The sequence below is a fragment of the Hymenobacter sp. genome (assembly GCF_036387835.1).
GTDB lineage: Bacteria > Bacteroidota > Bacteroidia > Cytophagales > Hymenobacteraceae > Hymenobacter.
This window is the reverse complement of record NZ_DASVSY010000081.1, coordinates 28457-46885: the sequence shown is the minus strand read 5'-3', so window position 1 is coordinate 46885 and position 18429 is coordinate 28457. Positions and strand designations below refer to the sequence as shown.

General features: G+C 55.7%; 14 protein-coding genes. 5 read left to right on the top strand and 9 right to left on the bottom strand.

Annotated elements, in window-relative coordinates:
- Window positions 1–61: 61 nt before the first annotated feature.
- A complete protein-coding gene (locus VF639_RS16435) occupies window positions 62–2440 on the bottom strand; it encodes a glycosyltransferase (protein ID WP_331147017.1) in 2379 nt (792 codons plus the stop codon).
- Window positions 2441–3052: 612 nt separating this feature from the next.
- Here VF639_RS16435 and VF639_RS16430 point away from each other — a divergent pair.
- Window positions 3053–4201, top strand: coding sequence for a glycoside hydrolase family 2 TIM barrel-domain containing protein (locus VF639_RS16430; RefSeq protein WP_331147016.1), 1149 nt, complete (start codon window positions 3053–3055; stop codon window positions 4199–4201).
- 180 nt (window positions 4202–4381) lie between these two features.
- On the opposite strand, the gene VF639_RS16425 is transcribed toward VF639_RS16430, so the two are convergent.
- The 5 genes from VF639_RS16425 to VF639_RS16405 all read right to left on the bottom strand — a co-directional run bounded on the left by VF639_RS16425 (window position 4382) and on the right by VF639_RS16405 (window position 10368).
- On the bottom strand, window positions 4382–6019 hold the full coding sequence (locus tag VF639_RS16425; protein ID WP_331147015.1) for a right-handed parallel beta-helix repeat-containing protein: 1638 nt from the start codon (window positions 6017–6019) through the stop codon (window positions 4382–4384).
- Window positions 6020–6084: 65 nt separating this feature from the next.
- Window positions 6085–6465 (bottom strand): rhodanese-like domain-containing protein, encoded by a 381-nt coding sequence (locus VF639_RS16420; protein WP_331147014.1) that lies wholly within the window; start codon window positions 6463–6465, stop codon window positions 6085–6087.
- A gap of 194 nt (window positions 6466–6659) precedes the next feature.
- On the bottom strand, window positions 6660–8831 hold the full coding sequence (ligA, locus tag VF639_RS16415) for an NAD-dependent DNA ligase LigA (RefSeq protein ID WP_331147013.1): 2172 nt from the start codon (window positions 8829–8831) through the stop codon (window positions 6660–6662).
- Window positions 8832–9008: 177 nt separating this feature from the next.
- Window positions 9009–9527 carry a DUF4920 domain-containing protein gene (locus VF639_RS16410; RefSeq protein WP_331147012.1) on the bottom strand — a complete coding sequence of 173 codons (519 nt, stop codon included), beginning with the start codon at window positions 9525–9527 and terminating at the stop codon, window positions 9009–9011.
- A gap of 76 nt (window positions 9528–9603) precedes the next feature.
- Complete coding sequence (locus VF639_RS16405) at window positions 9604–10368, bottom strand: TapB family protein (RefSeq protein WP_331147011.1); 765 nt, start codon at window positions 10366–10368, stop codon at window positions 9604–9606.
- 315 nt (window positions 10369–10683) lie between these two features.
- Here VF639_RS16405 and VF639_RS16400 point away from each other — a divergent pair, with 315 nt between their 5' ends.
- From VF639_RS16400 to VF639_RS16390, 3 genes are all read left to right on the top strand, one after another.
- Window positions 10684–10944 carry a hypothetical protein gene (locus VF639_RS16400; RefSeq protein ID WP_331147010.1) on the top strand — a complete coding sequence of 87 codons (261 nt, stop codon included), beginning with the start codon at window positions 10684–10686 and terminating at the stop codon, window positions 10942–10944.
- Window positions 10937–11284: a hypothetical protein gene (locus VF639_RS16395; RefSeq protein WP_331147009.1), complete on the top strand. Its 348-nt coding sequence runs from the start codon at window positions 10937–10939 to the stop codon at window positions 11282–11284. Before VF639_RS16400 ends, VF639_RS16395 begins: the two co-directional genes overlap by 8 nt.
- Window positions 11285–11548: 264 nt before the next feature.
- A complete protein-coding gene (locus VF639_RS16390; protein ID WP_331147008.1) occupies window positions 11549–12208 on the top strand; it encodes a cytochrome c oxidase subunit 3 in 660 nt (219 codons plus the stop codon).
- Between the two features lie 224 nt (window positions 12209–12432).
- Here VF639_RS16390 and VF639_RS16385 read toward each other — a convergent pair whose 3' ends face one another.
- Window positions 12433–14703: a T9SS type B sorting domain-containing protein gene (locus tag VF639_RS16385; protein WP_331147007.1), complete on the bottom strand. Its 2271-nt coding sequence runs from the start codon at window positions 14701–14703 to the stop codon at window positions 12433–12435.
- Window positions 14704–14863: 160 nt separating this feature from the next.
- On the opposite strand from VF639_RS16385, the gene VF639_RS16380 reads away from it, so the two are divergent.
- On the top strand, window positions 14864–16870 hold the full coding sequence (locus tag VF639_RS16380; RefSeq protein WP_331147006.1) for a M1 family metallopeptidase: 2007 nt from the start codon (window positions 14864–14866) through the stop codon (window positions 16868–16870).
- A 181-nt stretch (window positions 16871–17051) separates the two neighbouring features.
- Here VF639_RS16380 and VF639_RS16375 read toward each other — a convergent pair whose 3' ends face one another.
- Window positions 17052–17684: a hypothetical protein gene (locus tag VF639_RS16375; protein ID WP_331147005.1), complete on the bottom strand. Its 633-nt coding sequence runs from the start codon at window positions 17682–17684 to the stop codon at window positions 17052–17054.
- A 187-nt stretch (window positions 17685–17871) separates the two neighbouring features.
- Window positions 17872–18318, bottom strand: coding sequence for a DUF2147 domain-containing protein (locus VF639_RS16370; RefSeq protein WP_331147004.1), 447 nt, complete (start codon window positions 18316–18318; stop codon window positions 17872–17874).
- Window positions 18319–18429 lie beyond the last annotated feature (111 nt).

Here is an 18429-nt window from a genome sequence, read left to right as displayed (position 1 = left end):
GGCCGCCGACTAGCTAGTCGGCGGCCCTTGTCTTTGAGGTTGCTCTGGTTGTGAAGTTGCCCTAATTTCTTGGAAAGCTGACGTGACTGGTTAGCTGCGGGCTCGGGTTCTTGCCCTGTACCTGATCGAAGACTATGGCTTTCACTTCGGGGAATTTTTCGGTTAACCCTTGCGAGGTCATTTCTGCTTTCTCGGTAGAAGCCATCAGCAACAGCACAGGCTTGGAGTGCAACTCAATAGCGGGAGCTAACTGGGCTCGAAACGGATTGTACCATTCTGTTGGATCAGCTTGCAATTTACGGCCGTCCACTGCCACCCAATCCACATAGTTGACGCCAGGGAAGTATGCCTTCAACGAATCAGCACTAGGCGGAGTCCATACCCACACGACGTGCTGGCCACCCATACTGCGTACCTGCTCCACTAGCTGCTGCCAGTTTTTGTGGTATTGAGTTGGCGAAGTAGCCTGCATCAGAGGCCGTAATAGCACGGGTAGCTTAAGCTCGTCGAGCTCTAATTGCTTTAACTGAGTTAGGTTGCCTTTTTTTCCAGGCTTAAGTTCCCAGTTTAGCAGGGTAGCCCCACGCCGGGCCGCTAGCGCTTCTTTTAAATCCTGCAACTGCGCGGGGGTGTTAGTAGCGGGCACATTCAGCGCAAGTAAATCGGTAGGGTTAGTAGAGGATGGCGTGCCTTTGACTGGTAGCGGTACCATCTGGCCGACGTGCAAGGCGGCGTTAGGCTGGATAGGCCACCACTGCTGCTCTAAAGCCAGGTAGTATACCCGGTAGCTATGCAGCGCCACCAAGGCCAAGCAATAGATGCCTAGTAGTGCCACAGCGAAGTGTCCGGCCGCAGGCCGCAATCCTTCCACCAATTGCCGGCCAATCTGACCACGCCACCGATCAGCTGCAAGTATCAGCGACCGTAGCGGCTGTGCCTGGGCCACTGTGCGCAGTGAGGCTTCGAGAATGCCGTGCTGGGCCATAGCCACGGACGCCAGCAGAATTACCGCGTTGAAGAGCACGAGCACCGACATAAACTGTGTGGCCGGGGTCAGGGAAAGCCCTCGTCCGTATTTGGCGGCCACAACTAAGAGCATCGCTGTTATTATGTTGGGCAGGCAAATAAGCCACTCGCTAGAAGGACGCCCTTCTTTAGGAGTAGGAATGTACGGCACTTTAATGCCGATTATGGCATAGAGCCAGCCCAGCGCATATACCCACCACGAGCCTACTCGCAAAATACCCCCGGCCAAGTGCAGTCCTGCTTCGTGGGGCTCGCGCAGCCAACGCTGAGCACAAAGCCGGATTAGAAGGGTGAGTGCCGTGAAGGGAAAAATATGCATCGTGAACTCGCCCAATCCTACTCGCCAGGGGAAGCTGGTCGTTATCAGTGCCAGCGTGGGTACGGCTATATCGATGAGCGTAACCACGCCCGAGAGGAAATACAACGGCAGAAGGAGATAGTGCAGCCGCTGACGCCAACTGAAGCGGGGAAACAAGCGCGGATATACCCGGAACAGCAAATCGAAAGCTCCGCGCGACCATTTTAACTGTTGCGAGTAGAAGGCTCCGAGCGAAGCAGGTACCAGCCCCCGGCTTAGCACCTTAGGCAAGTACACCGACTGCCAGCCCTGCGCGTGCAAGCGCATGGCCGTGTGCATGTCCTCAGTTAGTCCAGAAGCATGCCCACCAATTGAGTCAAGGGCAGTGCGCCGGAAGGTGCAGTTAGCTCCAATAGCTTGGCCGGTGTTGTAGGCATTCATGCCCATGAGCAACGGCCCGTAGAAATGATAGGTCTGTTCGGCCGCGCCGCGGGCCACCAGGCTTTCGTGCTGGTTGCCGTAGGCCTGCACCACCTGCACAAAACCCACATGCGCATCCTGGAAGTAGGGAACCACCTGATCGAGAAAATCGGGCGTTGGAACGTGGTCGGGGTCCAGCACCACGCACAGTTCACCAGTGGCTTGGCGCAGCGCGTTGTTGATGTTGCCCGCCTTGGCGTGCACCTTGTGTTGGCGCGTAACGTGCACGACGCCGAGCTGCTGGCAAACCCGCCGCAGATACGGGTCGTCGCCTTCGTCGCAGAGGTAGCTGGTATGCGGATAGCGAATTGCTTGCATGGCCTGCAACGTGCGCACGATCATGTCGTAAGGTTCGCCAGGGCAGGCCGTCGTGAGCACATCGACGGTGGGAGCATAGCCCGGCTGCCAGGTAGGAGCTATCGGCTCGCGCACATTCACGTAGTGGTACCACTCGTGCAAGGTGCGCAGAAACTTAAAGCCCAAGGAGCCTGTGAGCAGCCAGAACAGCAGCGGGTTGCCGATATGGTCGGCGTCGGCAAACCACCAGATGAACTGCAGCAGCAGCAGGCTACCAACGGCCACCAAAAGCCGCATCTGCTTTACTCCAGGGGCAAATTTATATTTGACGGTTGACAACGAAGAAGGTGAAACTTCCGCACTCCTTGCTGTTGCCCCTTCACTTATTGTATCGTGAGTATCATCCATATAAGCGCATTTGGCGAATCTCCAACAGGCTACCCAACAACGAATTAAGTTGTAGTATAGCTGTCGGTTTAAGTAAAATTAATATATATTCCATAAAATATTGTAATAAACTGATAATATTGCTTCCTCAATTCATCGATAACATTGATGGCGTATAGGTATTTTATATACAAATTATAATAATCTAGTAAGCGGCTAAAAGTATACTCCACTCGTATTTAGAGCGTAAGTTCAAAGCGCCATGAAATATTTATGTTGAAGCCCCTTAGGATGGAAGAACCGGTGAAAAAAGCAACTTGGTTGCTATGCACGCTTTTTATCGTCGGCATGGCTGTTTCTTGCACCGAGCAAAAAAGAAAAACTCGTGTATCTGAACCGCAGAGCCGGGCTTCTAACGACACTACTGCCAGCAAGGTTGTGCCGGTGCGGGTGGTCCGCGTAGGCGATAGATATGAGCTGCGACGAGGAGGAAAACCTTACTACGTTAAAGGGGCAGGTGGCCTCGAGCAATTTGCTTTGCTTAAGGCTGCAGGCGGTAATTCTGTGCGCCTTTGGACTACCGATTATGCCCAGCCTTTACTGGACTCGGCGCAGGCCCATGGCTTAACCGTACTGCTTGGTTTGTGGGTCACCCCGGAGCGGGACGGCTTCGATTATTACGACAGAAAAGCTATAAAAAAGCAATTGCAGGTGTTGCGCGAGCAGGTGCTGCGCTACCGCAACCATCCGGCCCTGCTTGCCTGGGATGTAGGCAACGAGGTAGAGCAAGGCTCGGGCAACCCGGATGTGTTCGATGCTATTGATGAAGTGGCGAGGATGATTCACGAGGTAGACCCCAATCACCCGGTGATATCCACGTTTATTGACCCCACCGTATTGAAATGGATGGGAAACCGTGGGCATGAGCTAGACTTCATTGCCTTCAACAGCTATGGTAACTTAGGAGAACTAAACAAGTACCTGCAAAAAGTTAACTGGCAGTTGCCTTACATGATAACTGAGTTTGGTACCGTGGGCTACTGGGAAGCATTGCAGACCAGTTGGGGAGCATCCCTGGAACCCCGAAGCGCAGATAAAGCCGCCGTGGTAGCCAAATACTATCGTGCGGGTATTGAACAGCAGCGCAGCCACTGCCTTGGCTCTTACGTTTTTTATTGGGGTAACCGGCAAGAAGCAACCCCCACTTGGTTTAGCTTGTTTACGCCCACCGGCGAGCGAACCGAGCTCGTTGATGAGATGCAATATTTGTGGAGTGGTACCTGGCCGAAGAACCGGGCTCCACAAGTAAGTGATATTCATTTCAATCAGCGTTTCGCCAACCAAAGCCTGCGGCTGCGGCCGGGCCAGGTTTATCCTGCTTTCGTCACGGCCCAGGATCAAGAACAGGATAGCCTGCGCGTGGAATGGGAGGTACGGCCCGAGTCGCAGTGGCGGGAAGACCGGAAAACTTTGCAAATCCGCGACGAGCCGCTTCCTAACGTAGTGCTAGTCCCCGATCAATTTAAGACCACCGTTCGCACCCCAGCTAAGCCCGGACCTTATCGTCTGTACGTGACGGTTTATGATGGACAAGGAGGCGCTTCAACAGCCAACTTTCCATTCTACGTACAGCAGTCCACTCAACAAGAAAACGAGCCATCATTATTATCTAAATTTAAATCAAGAGCCGGAATAAGTAAGCTTTCTAATTAGAGCAGCACTTTGGATTTTAATATATAATATACTAAAAATCAGTATATTTTGCTTGCATAAGCAAAGGCTATAACAGAAGGGATTAAGATTGTCTAGAGTACCACTTTGGGATTAGTAATTTGCTGGTTAAGCCACTAGTCAGACAACTCTTATGTCTGTCCAGATACTGTGGACGCCTTGCTATTCGCTGGCGCCAATGGAGCGTTTAGTTGCCTGGGCAGGAACGGGGGTGCCAAAGAAATCGTGCGGTCCTGGGTCTTGCTTGAATTCGGTAAGCAGATTCAACCCCGCACCTACTAGGCGCGAGCTGGGGTGCAATTGATAAGCGGTGAGGGAGTTTAAAGCCCGGCCTGACCCTTGCACTGCTACCGTACCGCCTACGCCCGGCTGCTGCAACCGCGGATCTACCTCCAAGCCCGTAGCGCGACTGCCAATTTGTTCTTGCCCGCATGCAGTTCGCCAAGCTGCGAGAGAAGTGTAGCTTTTAGTGCCCCACGTAAGTTGCAGCGTCTGCCCACTGCCCCAGTACGCGTTGCCTTGCAGCACGATTCCCTGCGTGGTAGCGCTGGTTAGCAACGGCAGCCCCCCTGTGGCTTGCAGGATGTTGTTGCGCACGCTCACCTCGCTGATACCTTCGCTGAGTATCGACACGATATTTGGACGCGAACCGTCGGCGGGTGGACTCAGGTAGAAGGTGTTGTTGTGAACCGAGGCCCGCACAATGCCGCCGTTAGCACCCGACGACCAGAAGGTCAGGGCACCTTGTCCGCCGCGGCGCCCGTCGTTTTCGCTGATATTGTAGCGAATAACTAAGTCGTGCATGGGTGGCGCCTCTGCGTACTGGGTTAGTAGGTAACCGGGGCCGTCGTTGTCGTGGGAGTAGTTGTACTGTAACACCGAGTTGGTACAGCCCCCATCCAGGTCGAAGCCCCCGCCGTCCCTGCTGGTGCCCGTCTGGTTGTGGTGCGACTCGCAGTGCTGAATTACCAGGCGGTTGCAGTTCCACCCCCAGATTCCAACCGGTCCTCCGGCCGCATTGGCGTTCAACGCGCCGTTGTGGTGCGCTTCGCAATGCTCAATCAGGGCCCCATCCACACCTGATAGCACGATGCCACTGCCCGTATGGGTGTTGGTGACGTCGGCGCGGCCGGTGTTGTCAAAGGTTAGGCAGTAGCCCACGTACCAGTCGTGGTGGGCGGCCAATGACTGAGCGTAAGAGCCCAGGCCGGCCTCGCCGTTGGCTGATGTGGTACAGTTGGTGATCCGTACTTGGTCGTAGCCGCTGCTCCCGTTCCAACTGCCGATGGAGAGGCCTCTGTCGCGGTAGCCTTGCACGCTAAGGTTGTCGAGCACCACATGCTGCAAGCGTGTGTTGGGCAAGTCGAGGTGAAATACTACGCCCGAGTTGGTGTTGGTGAGGCGGCCTGAACCCACAAACTCTAGATTGCGCACCTCAATGCCGCCGTTATTTTCAGCATAAAAGCCATAGCTAGTACCACTGAGAATACGGGCGCGGTTCGGGCCGTAGGAGTTGAAAACCAGCGGCTGCGCGGCCGTGCCCTGAGCAGTGCTTCGCACCCAGATACTCCCTTCGAAACTGCTGCCGCCCTCGAACAGGATTTGGTCACCAGCTTGGAAGGGCGTGTCGTTTACCTTCCCAATCGTTTTCCAGGCTTGCTCCGCAGAAGTGCCCGTCGCCGAGTCGTTGCCAGTCGCGCTGACGTAGTAAGTCGTGGCCGATGCAAACAAGGGCAATAAAAGGAGAGCGGTAACGGACAGGATGAGTATGGCTTGCTGGTAGAAGTAATTGAAGGCCATACCAACAGAAACTGAGTGCTGCTTATGCCAAGCTATCGGTCAGGTATAAACAGACTATTACCATCTTACTCGGATTCCAAGCCAGAAGCTTTCAAATCTTTGAAAGCCCCGGCATTCACCACATTCTTGAAGCCAGCTTCTTCCATGAGCTTAAGGGTTTGGCCGCTTCGGTTCCCGGATTGGCAGTACAGGACATAGGTTTGCGCCGGGTCTAGCTTGGCAATATGGTCGCGGAAATCAGGGGCGCGGAAGTCGATGTTCCGGGCGCCTTTCAGGTGGCCAGTGGCAAATTCCTCGGGCGTCCGGACGTCGAGCAGAATGGTGTTGGGGTTTGCAAGCATGGTAGCCACCGCTGTTGGGAAGGTGAATGGCTTGGCAGTTTGAGCCAACGCGCCTGGTATTAAATGAAATACGCCTAGGAAAGCCAGCAAAACGAAGCGGGGCATAAGAATTAATAAAGCAGAAGAAAGGAAGAAGGGCGACGCCGAGAGGCAAGTGCGCCGGGGCCAGTTTGGGCCACCGGTGCTCCCGGACGCGTACCCCCCGAGGGATCAGGGGGGAATTAGAAGCGTGGCTACGCGGTAGCCAGGCTAACCCATTCGTGAAAGTATGCAGCCCGGGAGGCCGGTATTAGAGGGCCCTAAAATAGAGAACCCTGTTGACCTGTGCCACTACTTTTCTCTGGAAAAGAGTCTGATTCATTGGATTTCGCGGAAATGCCCAAATCTTGTACGTCTTCCATGGGTACATCCAAGCTTTCCGAGCCGTCAGAGGAAGCCTCAGTTTCAGAAGGGAGCATAGCCAGCAGATCGGTCTCCGAAATGATAGGTACTTTCAGTTCAGTAGCCTTCTCGCGCTTGGCTGGGCCCATCTTGTCGCCCGCTACCAAGTAGCTCAGCTTCTTGCTGATGCTGCCCATCGTTTTGCCGCCGTGAGCTTGAATAAGGGCTTGCAACTCGTCGCGACTGTGCAACTCAAATACGCCCGACAGCACGAAGGTTAGACCCTCCAAACGGTTGCTGACGGCCTGCGGGGCTTCGCCCGTCAGCGCCAACTGCACGCACGCCCCCCGCAGTCGTTCCACCAGGTCGCGGTTAGCGGCCTCCTGAAACCAAGCGGCCACCGACTCGGCAATAACGCCACCAACCTCGGGCACAGCGGCTAGCTCCGTGGCCGAGGCTAGTGCCAGGGCATCTACGGTGCGGTAGTGCGCGGCTAACTTTTCAGCCACGGTTTCGCCTACGTAGCGGATACCCAACCCAAACAGCACCCGCTCGAAAGGTATCTGCTTGCTGTGCTCTAGCCCGGCCACCAGGCGCTGCACCGACTTGTCGCCCATGCGCTCTAACTGCGCCAGCTCTTGGGCTTTAGCGGGCAAATCATACAAGCTGGCGGCATCCGTAACCAAACTCAAATCGAAGAAACGACCAACAGTTTCGGCGCCTAGCCCATCAATGTCCAGGGCTTTGCGCGAAACGTAGTGCTCAAGCTTGGCCTTGCGCTGCGGTGGGCAGTCTCGTTCGTTGGGGCAGCGGTAATGAGCCTCGCCCGCGGGGCGGATAAGGGGCGTGTTGCAGGCCGGGCAGTTGGCGGGATAAACAATAGCCTGGCTCTCGGGAAGACGCGCAGCGAGGTCGACGCCGGTGATTTTAGGAATAATTTCGCCGCCTTTCTCCACGAACACCATATCGCCAAGGCGCAGGTCGAGGGCGGCAATCTGGTTGGCATTGTGCACGGAAGCGCGCTTCACGACGGTGCCTGCCAGCGGTACAGGATCGAGCAGGGCGACGGGCGTGACGGCCCCGGTACGCCCCACGTTGTACTGCACCTCGCGCAGGCGCGTGCGGGCGGCTTCGGCGGGGTACTTGTAAGCAATAGCCCAGCGCGGACTCTTCGAGGTGTAGCCCAGCAGCTCCTGCTGCCGGAAGTCATTGACCTTGATGACGATGCCATCGGTGGCCACGGGTAGGGTGAAGCGCTTTTTGTCCCACTCGTGCACGAAGTCCAGCACCTCGTCCATGCTTCCGCACAGCCGCCAGGTGTTCGACACGGGCAGGCCCCAGGCATGCAAGGCTTCTAAGGAGGCGCTGTGAGTCGGGAAAACACTGCGGCCCGGCATTAGGAAGGAGTAGGCATAGAAGCGCAGCCGCCGCTCGGCCACCAAAGCCGAATCCTGGAGCTTGAGGGCGCCGCTGGCCGCGTTACGTGGGTTGGCCAACAGGGCCTCGCCATTGGCTTCGCGCTCGGCGTTCAGCTCGGCGAAAACTGGCAGCGGCATGAATATTTCACCTCGTACTTCCATCTCAGCAGGTTGCTTAGCGGTGGAGTCGGAGCGGAGGTGCAGGGGCAGGTTCTTGATGGTGCGCACGTTGTTGGTCACTACGTCGCCGCGGGTGCCGTCGCCGCGCGTGACGCCTTGCGTGAGCTGGCCTTGTTCGTACGTAAGGCTCATGGCCACGCCGTCGAACTTCAACTCGCAGACATAAGCAAACTCGGCACCTTCTAAGCCCCGGCGCACCCGTTCGTCGAACTCGCGCAGGTCTGCTTCCGAGTACGTGTTGCCCAAGCTTAGCATGGGGTAGCGGTGCAGCGCCGTCGGGAACTGTTTGGTGACGGTACCGCCCACGCGCTGCGTAGGCGAATTAGGCAAAGCAAACTGCGGATATTCTTTTTCCAACCGTTGCAGTTCCGCCAAGAGCTGGTCGAACTCTTGGTCGGATACTTCGGAAATATCGCGCTGGTAGTACTGGTAGTTGAGGTGGTGCAGGCGCTCGGTGAGGGCGGTGATTTGCTGCTGAACGTCGGGTGTCATAGGAGAATGTAGCGTAAGCTTCCGCTGGGGCCGGGCATCGTGAGACTGCCGGCCCCGGCTAGTGGGTTTGCAAGCTACGGCTTTCAGGATAGTTGGTATATAAAAAGGCCGTCTGTTTCGAAACAGACGGCCTTTTATAGCGAACGAGCAATCAAACGACAGTTGCCGAAGCCAGTTCTACATTTTGTCGGGTATAAGCACCCCGTCCGCCTCGAAGTTCAACTGCTCTTCGGGCTTGGTAATGGCGGCCACTTCTTTGTCTGATTTGCCGGCATCTTTGGCATAATGCTGCAAGTCGGAAACGGGCACTTCTTCGCGGTGCGCCCAACCGTTTATTACGACGGTTTTACCGGCAATATCCTTGGGGACGAAGAAGGCGTAATCTTTGAAGCGGACGCGCATTTCCTGGCCTTCGGGGGTTTTCATAGTTAGCCAGCAGCCTTTGGCCTGGCACACGGCATCGGCGGTACCTACGAGTTTGACCTGCGCCGAATCATTGCTGCCGAGCACCTGCTTCAGCTCCGACAGCGGCTTAGCACCGTCGGCCGTAACCTCGGCGCCATAGGTTTTGCCTGGCATCACGGCCGCCGTTTCGGCGGCGGGCTTGGCAGCAGTAGCCGCATCAGTGGCCGGAGTCGATTGGCAGGCGCTCAAGGAAGCTAGAGTAGCAGCCAGGACGAGAATCTTGGTAGTCATAGGAGGAAGCTGGACAAGGAAATCAAAGAAAAGTTATGGACTTGAAATTACAACTTTTTCATTGGCTGTCAGCCTGCTACTCGGCGCTGATGTTGCGGGCCGCTAGCTCGCGCACTTGCTCTACCTTGCCGTTCTTGCCATAGATTTCAGTCCGCACGATGCCCACTCCGGGAGCATAATAATCCACCTGCTTAACACTCGTGCGCATTGCCATGTCGGGGCGCGGTACGGTAGCACTTTCGCGTACGGCTTCCACTTGGTAGCAGGAAAACGTGCCAGCTGGTGTTGTCAGGGAAGAAGGTCCGCTTACAACGCGCCGCTTGCGTAGTACCGTGCTAACCGTGGCAATATTCACTACCGAGCTGCTCACTTGCACGCTAACCCCACCATCAGGTAAGCTGCTCCCGATGGTAGGCTTGTTGGGCCAGGCAACGGGCATAGGCGTGTAGGCTAGCTTACGGTCGCGGAAGCGACGGAGGGCATCCGCATTCATGTCGGCGAGGCCGTCGGTGAAGCAGGTGTCGCGGCGGCTGCGAAAGGTGAGGTCCTGGAGTTGCACCAACAAGTTCTTACTGGTATAGAGGCCGCTTTTCAGGGTAGTAATGTTTTCCAACACGGTTGTTTTTTTGCTTTCCTTGCGCTCTGCACTACTTAGCGTCACCACCCGTTGCCGTAACTCGCCCGCTAATTTTCCGCCTCCATCTTTTATCTTATAAATCAACTCGGTGTTATCGGCCATTCCGAAGGCATGCGCCGCATCGGGCGCGGCCACGGCCAGCTCCGTTAAGGTGTTGATGGGAAAAGATTGCCGGGTAAGGGTAGAAGTGTCCTGAGCCTGCATAAGTGGTGAAGTAAGTAGCAGAGCCTGAAGCAATAAGGAGGGGCGTTGGGGGAGTAGTTGCATAGGGGTAAATACACTGAAAAGGTGGCGGATGGCTCTCATACGTAGTCGAGCTTAATTAGATTAAGGAAAAACTATACTAGGCTTAGTTAAGTGAAGAATCGGCTATAGAAGAGAATGTTTCAACAGTCCAGTCGCACGACATATAAGGATGCTTGTAACTTGCGGCCAAGCTAGTCGTTTGCCATAATCCTGCCAGGTATTCTGCCCGCTTACCGCAGGAGGTATCCATCCACTTATTCCTCTCCCTAGTATATGCCTGATTCAACCCAGCAACCCACCTCTTGGGCCGATACGGCCGCTTCGCTGCTTACCAAGCTCTCGGGCGGGGTCGAGTTGGCCCTGGCCTTCGACCAAATGGAACTGCAAGTGCCTAACCCTGCAAACCCAACGGGCCCCGCGGCTACTTGGCGGCTAAACGGCTCGTTGCGCATCAAGACCCGCGGCGAGAGTCCTGCATCGGCCGCGGCCAGCCGTCCTGCTTTGCCGCCCACTAATCCCGACTCTCTTGGCTAACAGGCTCGAGCTGGAAGCAAAGTTGGTGGTTACCTGGGATGGCGATGCTATTCAGATAGCCGCGTCGGGTACCTATCTTATCGTTAATTTCCCTAGCCAGCGCGTGCTCGACAAGCTTACGAGCGGGCCCCCGCAGGACCCTAATGCGCCCCCCAAACCTAAAAACGCTTCTAAAATAGACCCCCTGCAGCAACTCAATGACTTGGCTTTGCGCCTCGGTTTGGTGATGGATCTGCGGGTGGCTGGCAAAACGCACGTAACTTTTGGTACTGGCCGCAGCCCCCGTATCACGTTCAACGCCGTGCTCGGTAAGATTGGCTCTTTTTTTCGGGGCGACTGAAATCCTACAAGCAATCTGGTTGTTAAACTACTACCGGCCGTGAGTGGGGAGCAGCGAATTCATATTCCACTTACTGTCGGCAGCAGTGAAGTGCGTTGTTTTCTTCTCGATTTAGCTGGAAAAGTCTGCTATTCTGGTTGTCGGTGAGAAAGGCTTTTACGTATCTTGCTTTGTGGCTTCTGGCTCCGTAGGCGTAGTTCCATTCGGAACTAAAGTCTTCCGGATTGGTTTGCCAAAGACTTCGCTTTCTTCCCGCCACCGCGCATGAATTCCGATAAAGAACGTAAAGATAAAGTAGGGGCCAACCGACCGGCCTCAGCCTTCCAACGCATGGAGCGCGTGCCGCCCATGATGATGATGCTCTACCTGGCCTTGGTTGGTGTTGGGGTCCTGTTTCTGTTTTTGGTGGTGGCATATGCGCAAACCCGCTACATGGCCAATTTGCCTCGCGGACTGCACCCGTTTCCCAAGTTCTTTTCCATTAGCACCATCGTGCTGCTGATCAGTAGCTACACGTTGGCTCAAGCCCCCCGTATCTACCGCGCCGATGACGTAGCCAACTTGACTCGCTGCCTCGGGGCCACGCTGTTGCTAGGATGCATATTCGCGGGCCTACAAGTCCTTGGCTGGCGCGAGTTGGTTGCGCAGGGGGTTACTTTCAATGGCATAGCCTCGGGTACTTATGCCTCGGGTACTTACATCTACCTGATTTCGGCGTTGCACGTAGCGCACTTGCTAGGCGGTATGCTCTTTCTGCTGGCCTTGTTGCTGCGCACCCTGCACGCCTCCCGCGACGCCGTCCGTACTTTGGTTTTCATTCGCAACCCCTACCGCCGGCTTCAGTTGCGTCTGCTAAGCTACTTCTGGCACTTCATTGATGCGCTGTGGGTGGTGCTGTTCGTCGTGTTTGTCTTCTTGTATTAAGAAGTGAATGAGTGAAGTAGTGACTAAGTGAATTTGACGTTCCAACGGCGTAAAAGCAAGTGGGGCGGGTTGGTGCCACGGGTTGCCTAAAGGGCTTCGTGACACCAACCCGCCCCACTTGCTCTCGTTCAACATCAAGCAGGCATCAGCAACGATAGTGATGCCACGAAGTCCTTCGGGTAATCCGTGGTAGCACTCCACCATCCGCTCCTCCAATCACTCCTTCACCTTTCCAGCGTGATCGGGCCTTTGTACTTCCGGCCGTCGGTGTACTCGATCAAGTAGAAATAGACGCCGGCAGGCTGTTTGCCGCCGTCCCACTTGAAGTTGCGGTCCTTGGATAGGTAGACCTGGTTACCCCAGCGGGTGAATATTTTGATGTTGTCGAAGCGCGACTCGCAGAAGTCAGCGGGCAAATCGGGAATGTTGAAGGAAGCGTTGAGGTCGTCGCCGTTAGGGGTAAAAATATTGACGGGTTTGAACTCAACGGCCTCTGCCTGGACTAGTTGAAAGCGAACCACCCGAGTTTGCGGGCCGGGGCGGCAGGTGGTTTCCTGCAGTTGAAATGTGACTTCCATAATTCGGTCGGGCAGGGTAAGAGCCGAGCAGTTAGCGTCCCAGCGGAAAGTAGCCGAAGCCCGTCCGGTACCATTGGTCGCCCGGAAACTCATGCCGGCTGCTGCCAAATCAAATCCGTTGCCCGTAGCCGATAATACCAGCGCATCTTGGTCGGCATCGGTACCGTTGAAGGTGGCTTCAAATACGCCTCCTGGTATTCGTTGAATCACAACGGGTGGGTCGGTGGCACTGATTGGGGTAGGCAGCTCAGGCGAAGTAAGGACCGGGGGCGTGTTGTTGTATTCCACTTGAATCGGGACCGTCAGGACCACCGTTTGCGGCTCGTTGCAGGGCCCGGCCGAAGCCGTAAACCGAAATTCGTGTAAGGGCCGCCCCGCCGCCCGGCAATCTACGCGCCACGAGAAGCGCCCCCGAATCTGGCTGCCGCTGGCGCCTTGCGTGAAAGTGGCGCCTACGTCGCCCGGCTGGAAACCAACCCCGTTCATGGTAAGAGTTACCGGGTCGCTGTCGGGGTCGGTGCCTGTCACGTCGAACGTGATAAGGTCGCCTACGCGGGCTCTCAGCGGTAGGGCCGGACCGGCAGTGCTCACTATAGTGGGCGGGCTGTTGGGGTCGGGTAGGGCCGTGAAAGCCACCCGCACCGTATCGCGCTTCGGTAGGCTACAGCCGTTATCAGCCACAATTACATCCAGCAAATACACTTGCCCCCGCGAGTTAAAGCAGTTCGGGAAGCACAGTTGGGATACCAGCGTGTCGGGGAGGCCAGGCGTTCTGATAGTGCCTTGCGTGAGCGTAAAAGCTGGTAGCAGGGAGGCCGAGAAGTTGACGGCCCGCAAACTTAGCGTTAGTTGGGAGGGCGAATCGGGGTCGGTGAAGCGCAGGTTTAGGCAGCGGCTGGCGCCCGGGCGCAGGCGTATTGTGTCCAAGCCTTCGCGGTAGAGGCGCGTGTTCGCCACTGCCCGCACCGTCATGCTCGGGGCCGCATTGGGTGTGCAGATTACGGTTTTGAGTTGAAAATCGCGCCGGGTTTCACCAATCTTTTCGCCGCGCCTGTATTGCGAGCATTTAAGGCCAAATACAAACAAGCCAACGCGCGAAGGGCGCACCTGCAGCCGACCCGTAAAGCGGTTGATGGTAAGCGAAGGAGTACCCGGAATCTGATTGGACACATTAATGCCCGGAGCCCAGAGTATCTCCTCGTACGGCTGGGCCGATGCCACAACGGGCTTCGGAATAGTAGATGAGGAGCTACCATTGTAGGGCGTAACCAATTCGTAGACCAGAGAGTCTCGGTCGGCGTCCTGACCACCGAAATCGTAGTAAAACAGGTCGCCCACGCAGGCATAATCGCTCAGGGGTGGGAAAATGCGGGGCGTGGAATCACGAAAAGGCTGTCCGTTGCGCACCACCGCCGGAAACTCCAGGTAAAACGTTTGGCCAGCACTTCCCGCATTCAAAATGTTATTGATGCCATTGTTGCGGCAGCAGCGCTCCACGGCGGTATAGTAACCCGCCGGACTCGTGTAGCGGTTGGCTGGCAAACTGACTTGGGCCGTGTACACAAGCCGGCGAGTCGATAGCGAAGACGACGAAGACGAACAGGCCGGATTGGTATAGTTGACAAAGGTGTTGGTAGCAAGCCGCAGCACAACGTCCTGCATCCGGTTGTTGTTGGCTTTGTCGAAAATGCTAGCCGTTAGGTCGTTATCTAAAGCGCCGGGGTTGCCATTGAGCGCGTCAAAATATAGGTTCAGCGTCAGCTGGTAGGTTGTCCCGGAAAGGTACTGCAGGTCCATTTCGCCGCCCACAATGTGGGTAGCGCGGGCGGGGCGACTTAGCCCCACCAATAATAGGAACAGCAGTAAACCAAGCCAACGGCAACTGCCCCGAAATACTTGGAGTATAGAAAGAATCATTTTGTCAGGTGGAGGTAAACAGTAAGAACAACTTTCGAAATATACAACCTGCCGGGCGGAACCCATAGCGCCAAGCTCCTAGTTAATGCCAGCGGCTGCGTATCTTGCCTACTCCACCTTTCCTTGTTTTTTACAGCTGTAATTTCCACACCGGTACGTTATGCAACGTCTTTACATCTTGCTAGTTAGCTTATTGCTAACCGCACCTAACCTGCTTGCACAAACCAGCGCCAGCCAATCAGTAGCCTCTGACCTAACTAGTGCGGCCTTTAGCTGCGCCAATGCCCATGTGCAGGCTGCGCTGCGTGAGCCTGCTACTACCGTGCGGCATCGCCAAAAGATGGATCGTTACGATGTGAAGTACTACAAGCTTGACATTGCCCTGGAAAATAATTCGCGCGACGTAAGCGGCAACGTGCGGATGCTAGCCCGGACGCTCCAGCAGCCCCTCGATTCAGTTGCCTTCGAGCTCTTTCCAGCCTATACCATTGATTCGGTGGTGGTGAATGGCCGTCGCTCGGCGGGCTGGCACTGGATAGGCTCCGACGTTACGGCGGCTATCCCGCAGGTGGTGGCGGCCAATACGCTTTTCACCACTGTTGTTTATTATCGGGGTACTGCTCCTAGTGGGCAGTCGGCCGCCATTGGCAATGCGCTAAGCACTCGGTTTGTAAGTAACTACGGCGTCAACGTTACCTGGAGCCTTTCCGAGCCGTTTTCGGCCCACGAGTGGTGGCCTTGTAAGCAGGTGCTCACCGACAAGGCCGACTCCTTGGATGTGTGGGTCACTACGAGTAACACCAACAAGGTAGGGTCCAATGGTGTGCTACAACGCGTTACGCTCTTGCCCAACAGCAAGAGCCGCTACGAATGGAAACACCGCGTCAAGCCGATAGACTACTACTTGGTATCGGTGGCCGTTGGGCCTTACCTAGAATACACCAACTACGCCAATCCCGCGGGCGGACCCCAGATTCCGATTGTTAACTACGTCTACAATCAAGCCGCGCTCAACAACTTTCGCACTGAAATTGACCGCACCCCAGGCTTCATCGAAAACTACTCCAGCCTGGTCGGGCTCTATCCGTTTGCAAGCGAGAAATACGGCCACAGCATGGCCCCGCTTGGGGGCGGCATGGAACATCAAACCATGACCACCCAGGACGGCTTCACGTTTACTCTTACGGCGCATGAGCTGTTCCACCAGTGGTTTGGCGACAACGTGACCTGCGGCTCCTGGGAAGATATTTGGCTAAATGAAGGCTTCGCCTCTTACGGCGAGTACCTTTCGCTGAACCGTTTTTCGTCGGCTACTGCGGCCCGGCAATGGATGGATGCCGCGCACAACAACGTTTTGCGCAGCCCCGACGGCAGTGTCCGGGTGCCCGACACCACCAATGTGAACCGCATTTTCAATGGGCGCCTCACTTATAATAAAGGCGCGGCTGTGGTGCACATGTTGCGGTACCTGCTAAACGATGACGTAAAGTTTTTCCGCGCCTTGCGCACCTACCAAACCACCTACAGTGGCCGCACAGCCCGTACCATTGATTTGCAGCGCATCTTCGAGGCAGAAGCCGGCCGGCCGCTACAGTACTTTTTCAATCAGTGGTTTGCGGGCGAAGGGCATCCTACGTTCAACGTGCGCTGGAACCAGGTGGGTCAGAATTTCTTCCTCCAAGCCACCGAAACCGTGAGCATGCCCGCAGTGACTCCTTTCTTCGATACCGAAGTGGACTACCGCCTCACGTTCACCGACAACACCACCCAGGCCTTACGCCTCCGCCAAAGCCAGCTCGTATCCTCGTTCAGCGCACCAGTCAGCAAAACGATAGCAAGTATTGAAGTCGACCCCGATCAGTGGATACTGAACGGCGCCGGCACCACCACCCGCGACAATGGCCTGATCCTGAGCAGTACTGCGGCGGCTCGCGTGGCTCGTCTCACCGTGTACCCGAATCCCTGCCGCGAAACCCTCGTGCTTGCCGACCTGACCACTCGTGCCGTAGCCGAGGTTACCGATGCTACCGGCCGCGTATGGCTGCGGCAAACCGTTGACCCGCTCAAGGCTCAGCTTGATACCCGCTCTTTGGCTGCTGGCCTTTACCATTTACGCCTTACGGCCCCCAATGGTGCTGTTTCACTGGCTCGCTTCGTGCGAGAGTAAAGAATAGGGTACTACAGAGATGGTTCTCTTGCTGAGACATCTCCACTAAACAAAAAAGCCCGGGATGCTTTAGCGTCTCGGGCTTTTTCAGCTTTGGGCTCTTAAATTATTGAGTTGTGGTATCAGCTTGGTACGTGAGCTTACTTGCCGTCGCAGTTCACTTATTCCGTTACCTTACAACTTAACCTTTGTAATACTTTTTTATAAGCGCTTGTATTTCGGGCGGGGCAGGAGGCATGTCGAGCACAGTAGACATCAACTCATCAAAGGAGTGAGCGGGCGTGAAAATGGCATCTTGGTAGGGGTTGTTGGTAAAGCGGATAAACCCGGGCTGACTGTTAATGCTTACCATGTCTACCGTGACCGTGCCAAAGCGCTGGAGGCAACGGCCCGTGTCGGTACAATCGCGGGGCAATGGCTTCAGGAAGTGCTTCTCAATGGTTTCGGTGTAACGCTCGTGGTGCAGAATGCGCTGGTCGGAGGTAGAGAGGTGGTAGCCCAGGGCCGTAACCCGCTCGCAGATTAAGTCGAAAAAGTGGCGGAAGTTGCCAGGCCCAATGCTAGGGTCGTAGAAAAATACCGCACCCTGCCGGTTTTGTTCCGCCAGCAGCTGAACCCGCAGGCCTTGTCCCTGAATACCCGCTTTGCTGAAATGGTAGGCTTTGAAGTACGGACCGGCCCAATTCAGGTACACCTGTTCGTCTACCCACTGCACGTGTTTCCGCTGCTCGACCGGAGTGCGTCGCAGGGGCCGCCATTCGGCCTGGGATGAGGCGGAAGGTGAGGAAAGAAGCCGTTTCAGGAAAGGATGCAAGGTGGGATGCAATGTGAAGGGAGAACACCAGCCGAGACAAATGGTTTCAGGCAGCTGCTCAATTAAACCCCCTCAGATTGCTAAAAAAGGGGTAAAATACCGAAGGCAAGCTCCGTGCCGGGGCTTGCCTTCCGTTAAAAATAAATTAAAAAAGATGATGGTCTAAGTAAGAGCAGACGCTGCAAGCTTATTTCACCCGTTGCCAGTAGTGTGGTTTGCCAATCATCGAGAAGCCGATGTAGCCTTTCACCTCCAACCGGTCTTTGCTCACTGCACTCACATAGCAAGAGTACGTGCGACCGTTTTCGGGGTCATAGATTTCACCGCCTTCCCACCGGTCGTTGTCGGGGTTGTGGTGTAGGTGCTGAAGCACCGTTAGGTTTTGCAACGGCTGATTACGGCGCTCCTCGTTGGGGTTGCGCTGGTCGAGGCGGAGCTTGCCGTTCGAGTCGGTAGGTTGCCGCAGCCATACCAAGCGCCCACACAATTCTTCGCCGCAGCGGTAGAGTTCAATATGGGAGTCGCCAGTATCGTCGGCCCACACCCCTAGAGGCGGCGTAGCCGACGGTGTTTGGGCCAGGACAGGTGCTAGGCCCCGGAGAAAAAATAAGTAGCTAAGTAGGAAGTATTTCAAAGCTAAAGCGTAGAGTGATAGAGCGAATATCGGCCAAGACAAAGCCGGGGAGATGGGTAAGATAGTAAAAAAGCGACGCCCCCGCCGGAGCAGGAACGTCGCTAATGTATA